Source organism: Shewanella sp. SM23, assembly GCF_025654295.1.
Taxonomy (GTDB): Bacteria; Pseudomonadota; Gammaproteobacteria; order Enterobacterales; family Shewanellaceae; genus Shewanella; species Shewanella oncorhynchi.
Genome location: NZ_JAKKRM010000025.1, coordinates 1 through 16,529, shown reverse-complemented (window position 1 = coordinate 16,529; position 16,529 = coordinate 1). Strand labels below are relative to the sequence as shown.

General features: G+C 41.8%; 9 protein-coding genes and 7 pseudogenes. 12 read left to right on the top strand and 4 right to left on the bottom strand.

Annotated features, from left to right (window positions below; all coding sequences use genetic code 11):
- Positions 1–54 precede the first annotated feature (54 nt).
- The 3 genes and pseudogenes from L5L98_RS20465 to L5L98_RS20455 all read left to right on the top strand — a co-directional run.
- Positions 55–318: a hypothetical protein gene (locus L5L98_RS20465; protein ID WP_263143173.1), complete on the top strand. Its 264-nt coding sequence runs from the start codon at positions 55–57 to the stop codon at positions 316–318.
- A 17-nt stretch (positions 319–335) separates the two neighbouring features.
- On the top strand, positions 336–836 hold the full coding sequence (gene cueR, locus L5L98_RS20460) for a Cu(I)-responsive transcriptional regulator (RefSeq protein ID WP_317633968.1): 501 nt from the start codon (positions 336–338) through the stop codon (positions 834–836).
- A gap of 280 nt (positions 837–1,116) precedes the next feature.
- Positions 1,117–1,271, top strand: a pseudogene (locus L5L98_RS20455) (IS630 family transposase); the annotation flags it as partial.
- On the opposite strand, the pseudogene L5L98_RS20450 reads toward L5L98_RS20455, so the two are convergent.
- Both L5L98_RS20450 and L5L98_RS20445 read right to left on the bottom strand, forming a co-directional pair.
- A pseudogene (locus L5L98_RS20450) lies at positions 1,267–1,627 on the bottom strand (transposase); the annotation flags it as partial. The pseudogenes L5L98_RS20455 and L5L98_RS20450 overlap by 5 nt on opposite strands.
- A gap of 947 nt (positions 1,628–2,574) precedes the next feature.
- Positions 2,575–2,988, bottom strand: a pseudogene (locus L5L98_RS20445) (IS5 family transposase); the annotation flags it as partial.
- Between the two features lie 363 nt (positions 2,989–3,351).
- Between L5L98_RS20445 and L5L98_RS20440 the strand changes: the two are divergent.
- Both L5L98_RS20440 and L5L98_RS20435 read left to right on the top strand, forming a co-directional pair.
- Positions 3,352–3,876: pseudogene (locus L5L98_RS20440) on the top strand (IS5 family transposase); the annotation flags it as partial.
- A 295-nt stretch (positions 3,877–4,171) separates the two neighbouring features.
- Complete coding sequence (locus tag L5L98_RS20435; RefSeq protein ID WP_263143171.1) at positions 4,172–5,542, top strand: hypothetical protein; 1,371 nt, start codon at positions 4,172–4,174, stop codon at positions 5,540–5,542.
- A 432-nt stretch (positions 5,543–5,974) separates the two neighbouring features.
- On the opposite strand, the gene L5L98_RS20430 is transcribed toward L5L98_RS20435, so the two are convergent.
- Positions 5,975–8,314 carry a helix-turn-helix domain-containing protein gene (locus L5L98_RS20430; RefSeq protein WP_263143169.1) on the bottom strand — a complete coding sequence of 780 codons (2,340 nt, stop codon included), beginning with the start codon at positions 8,312–8,314 and terminating at the stop codon, positions 5,975–5,977.
- Positions 8,315–9,082: 768 nt separating this feature from the next.
- On the opposite strand from L5L98_RS20430, the gene L5L98_RS20425 reads away from it, so the two are divergent.
- From L5L98_RS20425 to L5L98_RS20400, 6 genes and pseudogenes are all read left to right on the top strand, one after another.
- Entirely contained in the window at positions 9,083–9,886 is an 804-nt protein-coding gene (locus L5L98_RS20425; RefSeq protein ID WP_263143166.1) for a hypothetical protein, read from the top strand.
- Between the two features lie 103 nt (positions 9,887–9,989).
- On the top strand, positions 9,990–11,687 hold the full coding sequence (locus L5L98_RS20420; protein ID WP_263143165.1) for a S8 family serine peptidase: 1,698 nt from the start codon (positions 9,990–9,992) through the stop codon (positions 11,685–11,687).
- 912 nt (positions 11,688–12,599) lie between these two features.
- On the top strand, positions 12,600–13,466 hold the full coding sequence (locus L5L98_RS20415) for a hypothetical protein (protein ID WP_263143164.1): 867 nt from the start codon (positions 12,600–12,602) through the stop codon (positions 13,464–13,466).
- Between the two features lie 236 nt (positions 13,467–13,702).
- Positions 13,703–13,819, top strand: a pseudogene (locus tag L5L98_RS20410) (IS110 family transposase); the annotation flags it as partial.
- 20 nt (positions 13,820–13,839) lie between these two features.
- The gene (locus L5L98_RS20405; protein ID WP_263143163.1) at positions 13,840–14,109 is read left to right on the top strand and encodes a hypothetical protein; all 270 of its coding nucleotides are present in this window, start codon (positions 13,840–13,842) and stop codon (positions 14,107–14,109) included.
- 393 nt (positions 14,110–14,502) lie between these two features.
- Positions 14,503–15,048: pseudogene (locus L5L98_RS20400) on the top strand (IS5 family transposase); the annotation flags it as partial.
- Between the two features lie 287 nt (positions 15,049–15,335).
- Here L5L98_RS20400 and L5L98_RS20395 read toward each other — a convergent pair.
- Positions 15,336–16,283: pseudogene (locus tag L5L98_RS20395) on the bottom strand (tyrosine-type recombinase/integrase); the annotation flags it as partial.
- An 86-nt stretch (positions 16,284–16,369) separates the two neighbouring features.
- Between L5L98_RS20395 and L5L98_RS20390 the strand changes: the two are divergent.
- The coding region (locus L5L98_RS20390; protein ID WP_263139880.1) for a transposase family protein at positions 16,370–16,529 on the top strand (160 nt) is incomplete at its 3' end.

Sequence of the window (16,529 nt, the reverse complement as noted above, 5' to 3'; positions counted from 1 at the left end):
GGTAGCGCAAAAGTCACGCTTGGTAGACGAATATTGTTGAAGGAGTAACACAACATGTTTTCACCAAATACGCCCTTGGATCACCTCAAGGACGATTATAGCGACGCCCGAGAACATCTCTTTGCCACTGCAAGAGTCGTCACACCTGAGGTGTGGCGGGACTATATGCATTTGATCACCACATTAGCTCTGAGCAATCTTCAGATGGAATATAGACAACATGAATGCGATCTGAATACCTGTATGCCGACGTGTTCTTTACGCCCAGAGAAATATCTGTGCGTAGGTAAACCTCAGTTTTTGGGCGTATTTGATTAATTTACTAGAAGGAGAGAATGATGAATATTGGTCAAGCAGCCAAGTTGTCCGGCATCTCGGCGAAGATGATTCGCTACTACGAACAGATTGGCTTGATACCCAAAGCTAACCGTTCTGATGCTGGCTACCGAAATTACAACTCGGCGGACGCGCAAAGCTTTCGCTTCATCCGTCGCGCACGCGACCTTGGCTTTTCTGTCGAACAAATCTCGGAACTCTTGGTCTTGTGGTGCAACCGAGATCGCGCGAGCGCCGACGTTAAGGCGTTGGCGCTCTCCCATGCCGACGGACTGAAGGCGAAGATCGTTGAACTACAAGCTATGGTGCAAACGCTCGAGCAGCTAGCTGAAAATTGCCATGGCGATGGCCGCCCGGATTGCCCGATCCTTGCGGATTTGGCTGAGCCAAGCGCTGCAGCTAAAGAACGTTCGCAAGTTCCACATAGAACACCTCGATTTGGGAGTGACACACCCGCCTCGTCACGCCATCGTCACGCCATCGTCCGCCACGGTGACTAACTCGTGAGCTTCTTCGATGGCGGCGTTTTCCAAGTTAGTTGCCACTATTGACTTACGCATCGAAGAAGCCCAAAAAGCACAATCATCAAGTTCTGTACAAGAACCAATACTAATCAAAACCAGCTCCAGAGGATGACCTATATGATGAATGTTCAATAAAATTACGCTAAGCGCGATACTCATTTTTTGTTTTTCAGCCCAGGTATAAAGCCAACGCCAGCAATACAATTTACATTAATTATGTGGCCTAATTGATATTCGCTTTTTAATTATAAAAAATATGAATAATCCGAACATCGTAGCCTTAGTAAATCGGAGAAAAGTGCACGCAAACGTAGGCGCTATTTAGGCTTACTCCATTTCAGCGAAGGTAATTCTCGTACCGCTCTCGCAAGTATGCTGGTCAGTAGAATCAGTGTGAAACGATGGATAACAGTGTTATGGGAAACCGGTTAGATTGCTGTTTGATGAAACTAAATTTTACTTCATTATTTCTCTCGCAAAGAAGGCGCTGGCCTCGGTGTGCCCCTTGGGTATTTTTATCATTTCTTTCTCCATGCGTAATAATTTTTTTATATACGAAATTTCTTCAACTCATTACGTTCAGACTATTCTAAGGTAAGGCCTTGCTGCAAGGCTTCGTGTTTTTCCTTCCAGTTGTAAAGCAGACTAGTGCTAACTCCAAGAGGCTTTTTCGCATCGGCAACGCTATAACCTTGCTCCAGCACCATCAAGACGGCTTCATCCTTAAATGCCTGCGGATAACTCTTATGTGATTTGTTCAGACTCATATTGACCTCTTAATTTATTGACCATACTGTCTCAAAGTTAAGTGTCCGATGGGATTAGACCAGAACACGCTATCAGGGGCAGTGTTATGGATATCAATCCCATTTAAAATAATAACTAACCGTAACTGTTCAACATTAAGCTACTCAGAAGTTATGGAGGTTAAACTGCTTAAGTAGGCGTTATCCATAGAAATTTTAATTCTAAATTCACTAATTCGAGCTAAAAGTCTAACTTGAAAATGTCCAGAAATGAGCTGGGTGGGGTCGAGTTGAGATTGTCCGATTAAGTCTAGCTATTTAATCAACGCTGTCAGTTCATATATGAGCTAGTACACATAATGATTTTTGTCCAAAAGAAGGTTAGGGCGCTTCACTCGATATCTATAAAAACTCCTGAAAATGACATATTTATGTCCATGGCGGCTCAAAATCGGCAACATCTTAGTATTTTATTGTGACTTTTGGACAAGCATAAGCACGTTGCTAGGTGTTTCTGGCTAGTTTTCGAGTCCAATATACCAAAGCATTCACGTAGCGACGATTAAATGGTTTAAGATACAGTCAGGTGAAACTGGTGATGTGTTCGAGCGACTCCGATGTTGATAAATCACGTCATCAACATTACAACAAATTAATAGGTAAGATTAAGCAGTGGAAATATAACTACGAACCAATTTCAATTAAGCTTGGTAAACCGATGAATTATTGTAAGTAATTGGGGCATTGTTTCATAAAATTCATTTCTAACACGTCATCTATACTTCAAAAGAGTTCGCATAGCTGCGTGTGAGGTGCACTTTGTCAAAAAGCAGCAAACACAAAGTTTAATGCGCTCTGGATTAACAGCTTTGCACCATAATGGAGCAGAGCTGTTGACGGAGTGAATTATAGCCTTGATATATAATAACAAAAGTCAGACTCACGAAATGACACAAAACTCATTTGGAATGACAAGCCACATTCCACTCACCTTCGCCATAGACCTTCAAGCCTGTCGAGTCGATGGCTAAGTGCTCAATGGCGCCGCGAGTCTTGGTTTTAAAAGCAATATTGACCGTTTTCGCGCGTTTACTGATGCAGGTGTAATGCGGGCAAGATAATGGGATGTCACCCAGTTTAAACACCGAATTTATGAAGCCCTGTAAGGCTCGCAGTGGCATAGAGAAAATACGCTTAACCATCAACGCAGTGGTAATGGCTAAGTCGCTAAACACTTGAGGGCGACCTTTCTTGGGCTGCTCGACCTTGGCTTTCCACTTAGAAATTGCATCCTCATCAATCCAGAAGGTAAGTGAACCGCGGTTGATTAAGGCTTGGTTGTATTGCTTCCAGTGGGTTGTTTTATAGTGAGGTTTTGACACGGTTGATGGGTAAGTTGATAGGCGATGCCGATCAGATCTGCGGCTACGGTTTTAGTTCAACCTATTTAGGAAACAAAGCCCATGCTTTTTTCTCAAAAGATTGTCTTCGTTGAGTTCAAATAGTCTTCACTTTAATTCCATGCTTACACTTCTGATAAAAATAGAGTGATAAATTACTTAAAAAACTATATTGTTAAATATAAATAAAGTCATATTTCGGCCATCTTCAATCAGATGCTAATTGATTTATTAGCGCTTAAAATTATAAATTATGACTATTTAAAGCCTCCCAAAGAAAATCGTATTTTCTAACTCGTTGTTTCTACGCATTTCCCAAACTCATTTTGTATGACAAGCCACAGGAAAGTGAAGAAACATGGTACAGATGGAAAGCGCCGAGTGTGGCGTAAACTGCATATTGCCGTAGATACACATAGCCATGAAATTATTGCCGCAGAACTCAGTTTATCAGGTGTAATAGACGCTGAAGTGATGCCCAATTTACTTAAGCAAACCCATCGAAAAATCCGCAATATCTCGGGTGATGGTGCTTACGACACGAAAGCCTGTCACGAAGCCGTTCGTCGAAAACGCGCTTTAGTGCTCATTCCACCTAGGGAAGGTGCTGCACTATGGAAACAAGGGCATCCACGAAACTTAGCCGTCAGTTGGCAACAGCTTCATGGCTCAAATAAGCAATGGAAAAAACGGTATGGTTATCATCGCCGCTCAATCTCAGAAACCGCTATGTACAGGATAAAACAACTGCTAGGAGGCACGTTGAGCATGCGGAATTATAACGCTCAGGTGGGAGAAACTTACGCGATGATTAGGGCTTTGAACAAACTTACTGGGCTAGGTATGCCTGAAACCCACTATATAGCTTGATATTTGAACAATGATGAGAATTTTGTTCGCTGACTCGATTTAGGAAACAAAGCCTCTTTTAACACAAAAAAATCAAGCTTGAAGCTCTTGAACCGTCGTTGATTGTTTGCGGTTCGACAAGATATCATCCTAATTTTTTTAATCTTAGTGTTTTCGCTATAAAGAAACAAAGCCCCAGTTGACGTCGATAAAGATGGAATGGGGCGTCATGTAGGGAGAAGCGAACGACTAACCGCACCTTCCTTGAGTGATGTTAATAATTGGCATTAATTCTTGCTAGAAAGAGGGATGAGTAATGTTTTTAAGGCACATTAAAAAATTTCCATATATGAGCTTACCCGTTGTCGGTGGATTAATGGCGCTTGGTTTGCCTGCCTATTCTACACTCAAGACCTGGGGGAAATATGCGAAGACAGATTCAAATACAATTTATGAGACCACCTATCGTCGTAGTAACGGTTCGACTTACACGACAACAGAAAGAGGCTCACTAGGCCCTGCCATAGTTTTTTTCTTTATTTTTGCTTGGCTAATGATGCTTGGCTTTATGGTGCTCAAAGTATCTAGCTTATTGATAGCTAGTCCATTGATAATACTAATGTCTTTTTGTCTGCCTGGGACGTTTGCAGCTTTAGATAAGGAATGTATTGAAGTTTATCTCTCACAAAAAAAAGAACAAAAATCATGGCCAGCTATTGTTTTTCTCGCACTTGGCGGGGGGCTTTCTTTTTATTTGACTTCTGAATTTTCAAAAATAGGCGTTGTCTCAAGCAAGGGTTGGGGTTTTCTGTTTTTCTTCCTGCCGATATCTGCCTTTATATTTTTTGCTTTTATTGGGCCAATTATTGTTGGAATTATTTCCATTTTTCATTATTACCATCGTCAAGAAGGTTGGAATAAATTAATTAACCTAATTAATATTATTTTATTTTTTTCGCTATTCATTTCATATAACTTCTATATGAATGATTACCGTGCTCGAGATAAACCCGTCAAGTTTGATGGAAAAGTAATCAACTTTAATAAAGGTTCTTTTGGCGAATCCCGTTGGGAACTAGCTAGATGGATGACAGGCAATATTGAAGGCCCGAAGAATTGGTTGGCTTATTATGCGGGGTCTGTCGAGTACGTATTGGCAGATGGTATTATTTGGGTAAAAGAGCTATTTGAAGTAGATGGCGAAGAAGAATCCAAGAAAAAGCTAATTGATAAAGAACTTAAAGTCAAAAAAATGGCAAGGCTTAAAGTAACGTCACGTCCGACTGCAAAAGTTCAAATAGTGAACGCAGATGAGCGTTATGACGTTCCCCCGGGAATGTATGAAGTTCGTATCGAAAAAGAGGGGTATTTCACACATTATGAAATTTACGATGTAAAAGCTGGATTGTTTGAAAAACTCATTACATTAAAAAAAATGACACCGGCCGAGCAAGAAAACCCACCTTATCAGTATGCTCCTTTATATATCCGGGTACTTGCAAGTTATGGTGTTGATGCCGTAGTTCAAGTAATGAATATTAATGAGAAATATCGTCATGGTATGCATGTTAATCCCGGGAAATATGATATAAAAGTATCTGCAAAAGGCTATAAAACGCATCGCCAAATCTACGAAGTAAAAGATAAGCCGCTGGATATTATAGTACATTTGGAGATGGATAGATGAACTAAGCACTGAATTGGATTATGCTGCAGTTATCTGAAGCTCAGAAAGGGCTATGGTAGGTAGCTTTTCTAAGCAGAACTCAAGCTGGACGGGTGCAAAATGCAACGATATTGTGTGTGAGTTGGATGGCGTTGTTGCCTAAATTGTGTGATTCATAGACATCATTTCAATATAATTGGTGTCTATGAATAGAGAAATACAGCTGCGATTACAGTGGATTAAGTTATACGGAGCAACTGGACAAACGATACTGGGGGTTATTTTGTTCTCTACTTCTCGCGCTTATCAGACATTGCATGCTGCTTAGTTTAGTGTTTGTTGCTCTTGGAGGTAGTACATCCAGCAGCAACAAAATAATGCCAATATTGACTTTAGTTTGATGATTTTTACTCACCAATACCCGGTCTTAAAAAATTGTGATTTTTAGCATATTCATGATTTTTTCCAATGATTAATCCAGCAGTCTACAACCTCTTTGTCGACTTCATAGTCATCCATTACCTCATTAAATCTTTTAAAACCTGAAAATATTGACCTATAAATCTCTTCTTGCAAAATAGCCCCTATCTGGCTAAATTTTCCACGAGCACTTTCTTCCCAGGAGATGGGAATAAGCAAAAAGTCAAGACTATAATCCTTCAAATATCTTAACCACATACCATCGCCATATTCTATCCTTGGCAATGAAGAAAAATACCATTTTGTGGTGTGCATAGGATTAATCGACCCAGGCGATAGATTCTCCAAATCATAAGAACGAAATCCACTCCTAAACCGTTCCGTATTAAAGGAAAAAGAAGCATATTCAAAATCGTTAATCATACTTTCCAAGCCATAAACCCTCAGTAGCGCTCTATCCAGCTCAGCGTACTTCTTTCTTTCATTTAAGCTCCTAACGACCATAAAGGATTTATTAAAAGGCAAGCTGCAGACTTTCGAATGTCCAGTCCTGATATCTAAACAAACATGGCGAAAAAAATAAACATGTGTAGCTCTCATTCTATGTCCTGCTGCGATAAGCACATGAGCTTCATGCGTCTGCCACCCTGAAAGGAAACAAGCAATTCTTATCTTGCCAGTATCATCCCTCACTAATGCATCACAGCAACACTCCATCTTACTTCCGATAGACCCATGTGATTTCAAGTATCTAGAAGAAGGGTTAATTGACTTATATCCTACGCTGATTCTACTCCGTTCAAACCCACTCATCTCTAGCTCTTTCAGCAATTCATAAATATAAAATCGCTCTTGTCGGCCCATAAACTGTTGTTCGCTTAATGTCCCTAAGAAATAAAGACCATATAGTCTATTTAATAAAAACGGGTCAACAAATGGTATCTTGTCATTTTCCAGCCTAGAAATAATACCTTGATTAACTTTTAACTCAGAAGCTATTGCTTTTTGACTTACACCCCATTTAGAACGTATTTGTCTCAAAATTGATGAAACAGGCTCTACAATAATACTGGAAAAATTTTCAGCACAGTGTCTACAGATCGAAAATGGAATACGAAAGGATGCATCTTCCAATGTTCTCAATGCGCCAAACTTTTTTTTGCATTGAGTCGTTAGATACAAAATTTTACAGCTATTTAAGTTAAGATCTGCTAATTTAACTTCTTTTATGGATGTGCTAAACCCAGCATCACGCGTTTCTTTTATCTCATCAAAACTATATTCGCGTTCAATATGCAAGTCAAATGGAGAAGGAAAGTTGTTATTATCAGCGAATACACCAATCGAAGGATCACAAAAATCACAATGTTTCCTCGAATAAGAACACTCATCAAATTTATTAACAAGATCAGATTCTTTTTTTATTCTTGTATAAAACTCATATATAGAACAAAATCTATTAATTTTCTCAATGAAATCTCTTTTACTTCCTTCTATATCTTCCCAGACCTCTTGCTCAATTTGTGCTTTTTCAAAATTTAGCACTCCAACTGGAATATCCTTCTTCAATTTACACTGTAAAATATTTGTATTTAACCTTTCTACCTCAGCAAAGAAACTTTTCTCAATTTCATTTTTCAATGTACGAGCATCATCTATACCTAAGTGACGTTGCAATCTAGTTTCACCATCTAACAATGCTAACCTGATGATATTTCCTACATCGCAATCGCTTCGTAACGCTTTTAATTTATTAGATAGTTTTACGCCAACTCCATTAATTATTTTTTGCAACTCAAATAACCATTGTCTAGCAATATGAGTTTCCAACGATGGAATCTGCTTTCGTAGCAGAGCTATCTTATCATCCTCCCTATCTATAATTGTTTTAATTATCTGGCCAAATGAGCTGGACAACCTGATCTTAGCTAGTCGTATTAGAGTTTGAATAGCTGATGGATAGCCATAATTTCCGAGCACTTGGCTTAGATTATCTTCAGTATTCTTGTGTAAATAGAGAAAGTATTCTTCCGAACTTTTTAATTTCTTTATGGTTAATCCGCTAAGTCCTGTAATTTCAGGAAGAACCTCATAAGTATACTGTTTATCTCGTACCCTCCGCTCAATCCATTCTTTCACACTTTCCCCAACGATCCATTCAGTATCGTGATTGCCTGCGTTTGGTTGCAACTCTCGGCCCAAGGTTAACCACAGATTACTTAACACGAGGTCAATCTGCTCCCAAAGTACATCAACGCTAGCTTCAGGCGTAATTTCTATGCCCATTTTCCTAAGTTCAGTAGTAATAATCAGCTCACAGTAGATATCTATTTCGCTCAGTAGATTTCTTTGTAAAGTGTTGGTCTTATCCATTCTAATATCCATCACGTAAGCCGTAGTGAAGAAATGTGTATATACAACTTATACAGATTTAAACATTTAATTTCAACGCCTAAGATGATGCCATCAACGTGAGATAACGAGCGAAAAGAGCCATCATGTAATCAGCAACAGAATCAATCACTTTTGTTCTAAAGCATGCGCTCTGACGGTACTTTTACTGTCACAACGACTTAGCTGAAAACTTTCAGCTAACTGCCTTGGGGCCTGTGTGTGCAGCGAAGCTGACACCGGGAGAAATTCTGAGGATTTGGGAATCAGACTGCTAAGTGCTGTTTTGGGAGCAGATACAGGAACTGGCGGCTTAACTCCGTTCTACTTATCCGATCTGCACTCACAACAATGAGAGCACCATGAACCAACCGGAGTGTAGAAGTTTAATTGAATATCAAGAACTATCTAAATAAGTCGCGGCGCCCATACTCGAATCGGTGATGATTCTAATATCCAAAAAGTTAAAACAATAATCGCGATAGATAGCTGATTCTTCGCATCGGACTTTAATTACCCCTTGTCAGGCTCATCAATTATTCGCTGTGTCTGACATTGCACAACCAGCAGGAGTAACTCATGAACAACAATAATCCACTTCTATTTTTAACCGCTGCTTCGTTGTTTGCGCTATCAGCCTGTGGTGGAGGTGACGACGCTGCTACTGCACCGCCTTCTTCGGGTGGCGGAAACGGCTCGAATGGGGGCGGAACGAGTATACCGGCATTGTCGCTGAGTATAGTGAATGCATTGCCCAACGTCATCCAGGAAAACGGCGGAGCACAATATGTACTTGCGGTTTCTGGCGCTCAGCAAGTGTTTTCAGTAGATACATCGTCTTCGGTAACTGGTGGTGCTGCAACGGTTCAGTACGTCACTGATGGCGACAAAGTCACACTGACTGTCACTGCCGGTGGCGTGGATTACGCCAGTGCAGCAATCACCAATACAGTGACAGTTACTGATGGCACCAACCGCAAGGTAACTCATACCAGCAAGGCTGTGCTGAAAGACAACACTGCTGGTCCCATCATCGCAAAAATCAGCGGTACCGCAGCAGAGATGACAAAGTTTACGGAGCGTACCCAGTCACTGGCCTTAGTGAACAAACTTTCAGAAATCGCCATGGTAATGGGTGAAACCATTGACCGCGATTATGGCACGGAGTTTCAGGCTGAAGTGAATGGCAGCGATGCCAAAGCGCTGCTCGATGCGTGGATTACCAGTGGCCCAGCGCTTATTGCCTCCTACAACGCAGGTCAGGTGGGGGAGACTGCCCTGAACACAGCCATGAATGACATCCTCACCAAGGCTCAGATCCACTCAGAAGCTGGCGCACAAGTGTTGGCCGAGGTTGCTGCACTTGCCCGCGTCGCCACCGGCTATTTCACGGTGACGGGGGTGTATCTGGATGAAGTGGATTACGGAATGTCGATGTTCGAAGGTAATCCAGCGCTGGGCTCTTATCAAAACGGCGTATGGCAATACGCAGCACCAGTTTCCTTCCTGGCTGCCATTGTCGGTACTGATACCAACATGTGCTCAGTAAACTAATTGAATTCTGAATGGGAATGATAACATGAAAAACGTCACTTATAAGCTGTCTACTCTGACCCTGGCTCTGGTGGCCTCCTTCGCCGCCATAGCCAATGACACCGTGCGAGCGGTGATAACCAAAGGCCAGACCACTGAGATCCAAAGCACTAGTCGTCAACAGAACCGAGCCCCTGTTGCCCCAGGTGAAACCTGCGTGGCGACCCCTCACGGTGAAGCGCAATGGTGCCTCAGCGGCAATGACGCCTCCCAGATGCGCTCGCAGTCTGCCGTGGCCAGTGGTAGCCCTATGCAAGTTGTGACCCTGCCAAGCTACGGTTATTCAGCTACCGAAGTGGCCCGACACCTGAATGCTAAAGGCGTGTTCGGTCATGTCGAAGCTGACCTAGAAGTATCCAGTCGTGACAGCATGCCCAATAGTGCAGGTGACGTGAGCAGCAGTGCCACCAACGATCCAGCATACAGCTATGCCCAGCGTTTCTACTTTGAGAATGCCGAAATTAGCCCTTCTGGCTCTGATATCGTGGGTATGTGGGATGCCGCTGGTATGAGCAAGATCACCAACCAGGCCAGTGACGCCCCAGATGTACTGGTGATTGACTCTGAGTTTGTGGCAAACGACGAAGTGTCTTACCACAGTGGACGCAACTTCTCTACCACAGCCCTTGTTCAGGGAGGACCTGAACAGAAGCGCAGTGACGACTACACCCCTCCCGCAGAACTGGCTGGTATGTGTCAGAGTCATGGTTTGAACGTCAGCAGCATCATCGCCGCCAAGATGGATAATGGCACCGGCATGGCTGGTGTAACCAATAACGTCAGACTCCACGCTATCAAAGCCCTGACGTGCGGTAACGGTTGGCTGAGTGATGTTGCCGATGCGCTGTGGTGGGCGACCGGCCGTTCATTCGATGGTGTAACTCCATATGCCGGCAAGCCTGGCTCTATCAACATGAGTATCTCCGCAGCGATTGCTACAACGGACGCCTGTCCAGCGTATTTGCAGGAAGCGATTGATGCCGCTACCGCCGCAGGTTGGACCATCGTGGTTGCCGCAGGTAACTACAACGCGAATACTGCCGGTTATGTTCCAGCCAAGTGCGACAACGTCATCACCGTAGCCGCGGTAGACCGCTCCGGCGGTAGGGCTGGGTTCAGTAACTATGGTGAACACGTCGACATCGTCGCCCAAGGCGAAGATATGGCGATTATGTGCAATGACTCCACCAGTGCCTGCTATGGTCAGGGCACCTCTTACGCCGCACCACTGGTAACTGCCGCACTGACAGTGACCAAGTACGTGGCCAAAGCGACCCCTGCACAGCTGACTGAAGCCCTGTCATTCACTGCCCGTACTGACACTGTGGGTTCAACCTGTGGTTCTGGCGTGTGTGGTGATGGTTTGATGGACGCGACCAAGCTGTTCAATCTGACCAACGCGATCACTGCTGGCACCGCCAACCGCCTGGAACACGTCCTGTCAGGCAAAGATACCTGTGAGCAAGAATGGTATCTTGACCACTTCGGCAATGCGGCTCGTCTGTGTGAAATGTACAAGCTAACTATGATGGATGGTATCACTAGAGAGGGCATAAGCTATCGCTTGTACTCCGTTTCTTCAGGTGAAGTCATGAGCTCAAATGCTCTATTTGAAGGTGAATTTACCTCCGGTAGTGTTGTGCTGCATAGCTTGACTCCAGCCACCCGAGATTACGCAATCAAGGTATGCCAGAATGATGATTGCGGTGCCTGGTTTCCTGTAGATGTTACTCTGGCTCTTAAGCCTGCATCATGTAGGTAAAATGGAAGGAGGAGCAGCCTCCTTTTTCCTGCGTCAATTTTCAGGCAATGACTTTAATAGTATTTCGATAGCCCAGAAACAGTATAGTTCTCATAAAACTAGAAATAAAAACAGATAAGAGATAAAACATCTGTTTTGCTATAAAAGCAACCGGGCAAATCGGCCTACTAAAAATAAATAATGCGAAACGATTGAGTGAGTTTAAGACTAGCTTGACAGCTGCAAAAGATGCTTGTCAGCAAAAAGCTGGAAGTCGAGACAATCAGAGGTAGACTGCCGATAAGCGCTGTTACACCAGTGATTAAAACAGTTTGAGGCTACCATTTTAGATGGTCAGTGTCTCAGCGAGCAATAGGCCAGTATGCGGTGCTGATGAATCAAACTGGTCTACATGTGGATATCAAAAACTTCATTGTTTGCTCGAGACTAAGACTTGCATCAAAGTCCTGGTTGAATTTATCGATTCAATAAAAAAGGAATGGTTACCAGTATGGACAAAAAAACACAAGAAATTGACTTAAGCAGGATTGTTCGTACAATTTCTGCAATATCTAATCAACCTTGATCCAAGAACGTAATATCATATAGCTGATTCTTAGGGAGAGTGACTATGGAAGAAGATTATTCAAAGAGTAAGGTCGAATAATTGATATTTTGCAGTAAGCGGTAAATAAATAGTGATAATACTGAAAAATTTATTGACAACGTTAAAACGCAACAAGGTTACATGTGATAACTATCTCTGTTCCTTATAACAGGCCTAGGTAAGATAAGAACTGAACCCCTTGAGCTACCTCCATTTAGACGCACAATAGTTCCCTGATCTGTATGTTCCTATTGGAGATAAAGAGCAAACAATATAGGCTGAAATCCCTAAAAGAGAGTTTAGTTGCAATAACAGGAAATGCCAATATGCCATCTAGAACAACATTTTTAGATAATTTTAACACGTGTATTCTTTGTAAAGTAAAAAGTGCTCGTGAGGGCTCAAAAAGTTGCACTTGTGACAATTATATAGGTGATGCAGAGCTCTTAATACTTGCATTGTCTTCAAATGGGTTCTGCTTATCAGACTTATATAAACATATCACAGGATCCAAAGATTTTATGGAAGTGTTTGACTACAGATTCGATTATAAAGAGTTTTTTGATCCTTACGTTGCAGCCACAGACTTTATAATTAACGCCGCAAAATATTACAAAGATATAGATAGAGTGATAGTCTATTCAAAAACATTAAGTTTCTCAACCCCAGTTCGGCACACTAAGATGCTCCCTGTTTTATTCGAGTACTTAAGGGATATGATTCAGAATGGAGGTAAAAAGGTGTATTTTGTTACAGAATATGGATCTCAAATGTTACAGACTATAGTCATTTTAACTCTGGAAACAGACATTACGAAATTTGAGCATACTGCAAAATCTGTAAAAGATGTCAATTTCCAAACATATAATATTGCTATTCATATAAGAGATAGTATATATAGATCAAAAAATAGTTTTTTATCCGCTGAGACTTTCAAAAACGCTTTCGTTGAAATAATACCACAAGTAACGTGTAATGATTTTAGTGTGCCAGTAAAAAATGCACAAGCTATGGCTGATATGTTCTGCTATACACGAGGACTATTAAAAGGGAAGAAACCTTTGAACTATGAGTCGACAAAGTTAATTGAAAATTACGCAAAAAGTTATATTTATTACAATACAAATCGTGAAACAATATTTAATCCGAAAATCAGAGATGAGGCAGAGTATGCTGTGCTTGCTGAAATATAACTCAAAAAGATTTGACAGATTCGATATTGAGCAATATATATTTATCATTAAAATTATGCACGATGAATATCTCTAAAATTATTCAGAGATGTTCTTGACATCGTACATCTAATTTATCCATAACTGATTTGATGACGAGAACACAGTCTATAATGGCTGTTGAGATGGTCACATCGGTCTCGGCATCGCAATGTGCCATGATTTAGGTGCACAAAATCTGACTCGAGGTGACCGATATGAACTATAAACTCATCAGCATTGATTTGGCAAAAACTGTCTTCCAAGTGGCGGCCTTCAATCATGACAATACCATTGCTTTTAATCGTAAAATCAACCGTTCAGTATTGCTCAATTGTTAGGTGAAAGATTGCAGGTGTTAGGTGAAAGATTGCAGGATATAGAAAATACTTACTCAATAATTGTCCCAGGTTTAGCAGGCATTCCTGCGCTCGAAGAATACAAACCACCATCGATTGTTAGAAAAGCCGCTGCAAAAGGTGATGCGAACAGTGTGTTCAGAAACATACTGTTATTACTATCAAAAAGTGCATCGAAATGGGCTGAATTTACAGACAAATTTCAGGCGATATTTTCTGAGTATTCAATAGCAGTCTCATTTAATGAAAATTATGATGTCGGATAGGCGGCACTTGGTAACAGGTGCCGTCTATCCGACAGAAATGAGCTGGGTGGTGTCGAGTTGAGATTGTCCGATTAAGTCTAGCTATTTAATCAACACTATCAGTTCATATATGAGCTAGTACACATAATTATTTTTGTCCAAAAAAGGTTAGGGCGCTTCACTCGATATCTATAAAAACTCCTGAAAATGACATACTTATGCCCATGGCGGCTCAAAATCGGCAAAATGTTAGTATTTTATTGTGATTTTTTGAACAAGCATAAGCGCATTGCTAGGTGATTCTGGCTAGTTTGCGAGTTTTGCGAGTCCAATAGGCTTTGTTTCCTAAATAGGTTGAACTAAAACCCTAGCCGCTGATCTGATCGGCATCGCCTATCAACTTACCCATTAACCGTGTCAAAACCTCGCTATAAAACAACCCACTGGAAGCAATACAACCAAGCCTTAATCAACCGCGGTTCACTTACCTTCTGGATTGATGAGGATGCAATTGCTAAGTGGGAAGCCAAGGTCGAGCAGCCCAAGAAAGGTCGTCCTCGTGTGTTTAGCTACTCAGCCATTACCACTGCGTTGATGGTTAAGCGTATTTTCTCTATACCACTGCGAGCCTTACAGGGCTTAATCAATTCGGTGTTTAAACTGGGTGACATCCCATTATCTTGCCCGCATTACACCTGCATCAGTAAACGCGCGAAAACGGTCAATATTGCTTTTAAAACCAAGACTCGCGGCGCCATTAAGCACTTAGCTATCGACTCGACAGGCCTGAAGGTCTATGGCGAAGGTAAGTGGAAAGTAAAGAAACATGGCACAGATGGAAAGCGCCGAGTGTGGCGTAAACTGCATATTGCCGTAGATACACATAGCCATGAAATTATTGCCGCAGAACTCAGTTTATCAGGTGTCACAGATGCTGAAGTGATGCCCAGTTTCATAAAATTAATATCTATACTTCAAAAGTGTTCGCGTAGCTGCGTGTGAGATGCACTTTGTCAAAAAGCAGCAAACACAAAGTTTAATGCGCTCTGGATGAACAGCTTTGCACCATAATGGAGCAAAGCTGTCGGCGGATTGAGTTATAGCCTTGATATATAATAACAAAAGTCAGACTCACGAAATGACACAAAACTCATTTGGAATGACAAGCCACACAAAAACAGAGCGGCGATGGGAACCATATAGAGCATATTTAACATAATATACATTGTGCGCATCTTCATGTCGAATCACTCTATACCTTTCAAATGGTCGATTGGTTTGTTGAATGCACTTTCATGACGTTCAATTTGGCTTGTGTGCAAATATTGCGATGTAGTGTCGATACTTTCGTGGCCAGCGTCGGCTTGTACATGGGATAACGGTCTGCGGTTGATATTGATATCGTGCGTAATGCCAGTGTGACGAATATTGTGGGCAGTTAGTTTGCGCATCTGCGCCGCATCTTGTGTAAAGCCATCGATTTCTATACGTTCTGCAGCCAGATTAATTATTTTTTGAATTTCGTCGCGAACATGACGAATGCCTAGATTGGCATTGAGGATACCAACATCTCGGCCGCGTCCAGCAGCTTTGTGCCGTACAAACAAAGGATGATTTTCGTTTGGTCCTGGATAATCCGTTAATCCTAAAAACTGACGATATTTGACTAACGCATCGAGCAAGGCTTTTGAAATCGCAACACTGCGTCTTTTACCACCTTTACTCAACGGAATATGAAAACTCCAGATGCCCGTTTGCTGATTACGTTTAAACTGGTTCATCACCGGCGAATAACCCGCACGTGCAGACACATCTGAAACGCGTAAATAACAGCAATAAATCAATGTAATGAGGAATAAACTTCTTTGATGTAACTCAGGAAATTCTTCTGCTAGTCCAGTAACGGTCGCCATAATATATGACCACTGTAATTCAGTGAATGCGAGACTATTTTCATCTTCATGACTTTGACGCTGATATTGCCTGTTTGCTGCAAATCGACTGTGATTAAGCCAGATTTGAGCAGGATTCCGCTCACAATATTCTTCACTTGTCAGATACGAATAAAACGAAGACAAAATGGCCATTTTTGTTTTTAACGCATTATCGCTTAACACATAAGGCTGGATTTGCCCGAGTTGTTTTTTGCCGACAAATGGTCGCCATTGCGAGTTTGGAACCCGTTCATCATGCAGGGCGGGATCATACTTTGTTAACTAACGGAAACTTTTAGGCTTAAACAGGATCAGAGCAAGCATGTTATGCTAACGACCTATTCCTAATGTCACTGTTTGAACACTTGAAACTCATCGAAGACCCTCGCTCTCACATCAACCTAGACCATGATTTAGTTGATATTATTTTTCTTGTTTTAGCCGCTATCGCTTCAGGTTGCGATGGCTGGCAAGCTATCGAAGAATTCGGCCAAGAGAACCTATCTT

Excerpts from the sequence above, each read along its gene's own strand:
- L5L98_RS20465 (WP_263143173.1), top strand. The coding sequence starts at position 55 with ATGTTTTCACCAAATACGCCCTTGGATCACCTCAAGGACGATTATAGC.
- cueR (WP_317633968.1), top strand. The coding sequence starts at position 336 with ATGATGAATATTGGTCAAGCAGCCAAGTTGTCCGGCATCTCGGCGAAG.
- L5L98_RS20435 (WP_263143171.1), top strand. The coding sequence starts at position 4,172 with ATGTTTTTAAGGCACATTAAAAAATTTCCATATATGAGCTTACCCGTT.
- L5L98_RS20430 (WP_263143169.1), bottom strand. The coding sequence starts at position 8,314 with ATGGATAAGACCAACACTTTACAAAGAAATCTACTGAGCGAAATAGAT.
- L5L98_RS20415 (WP_263143164.1), top strand. The coding sequence starts at position 12,600 with ATGCCATCTAGAACAACATTTTTAGATAATTTTAACACGTGTATTCTT.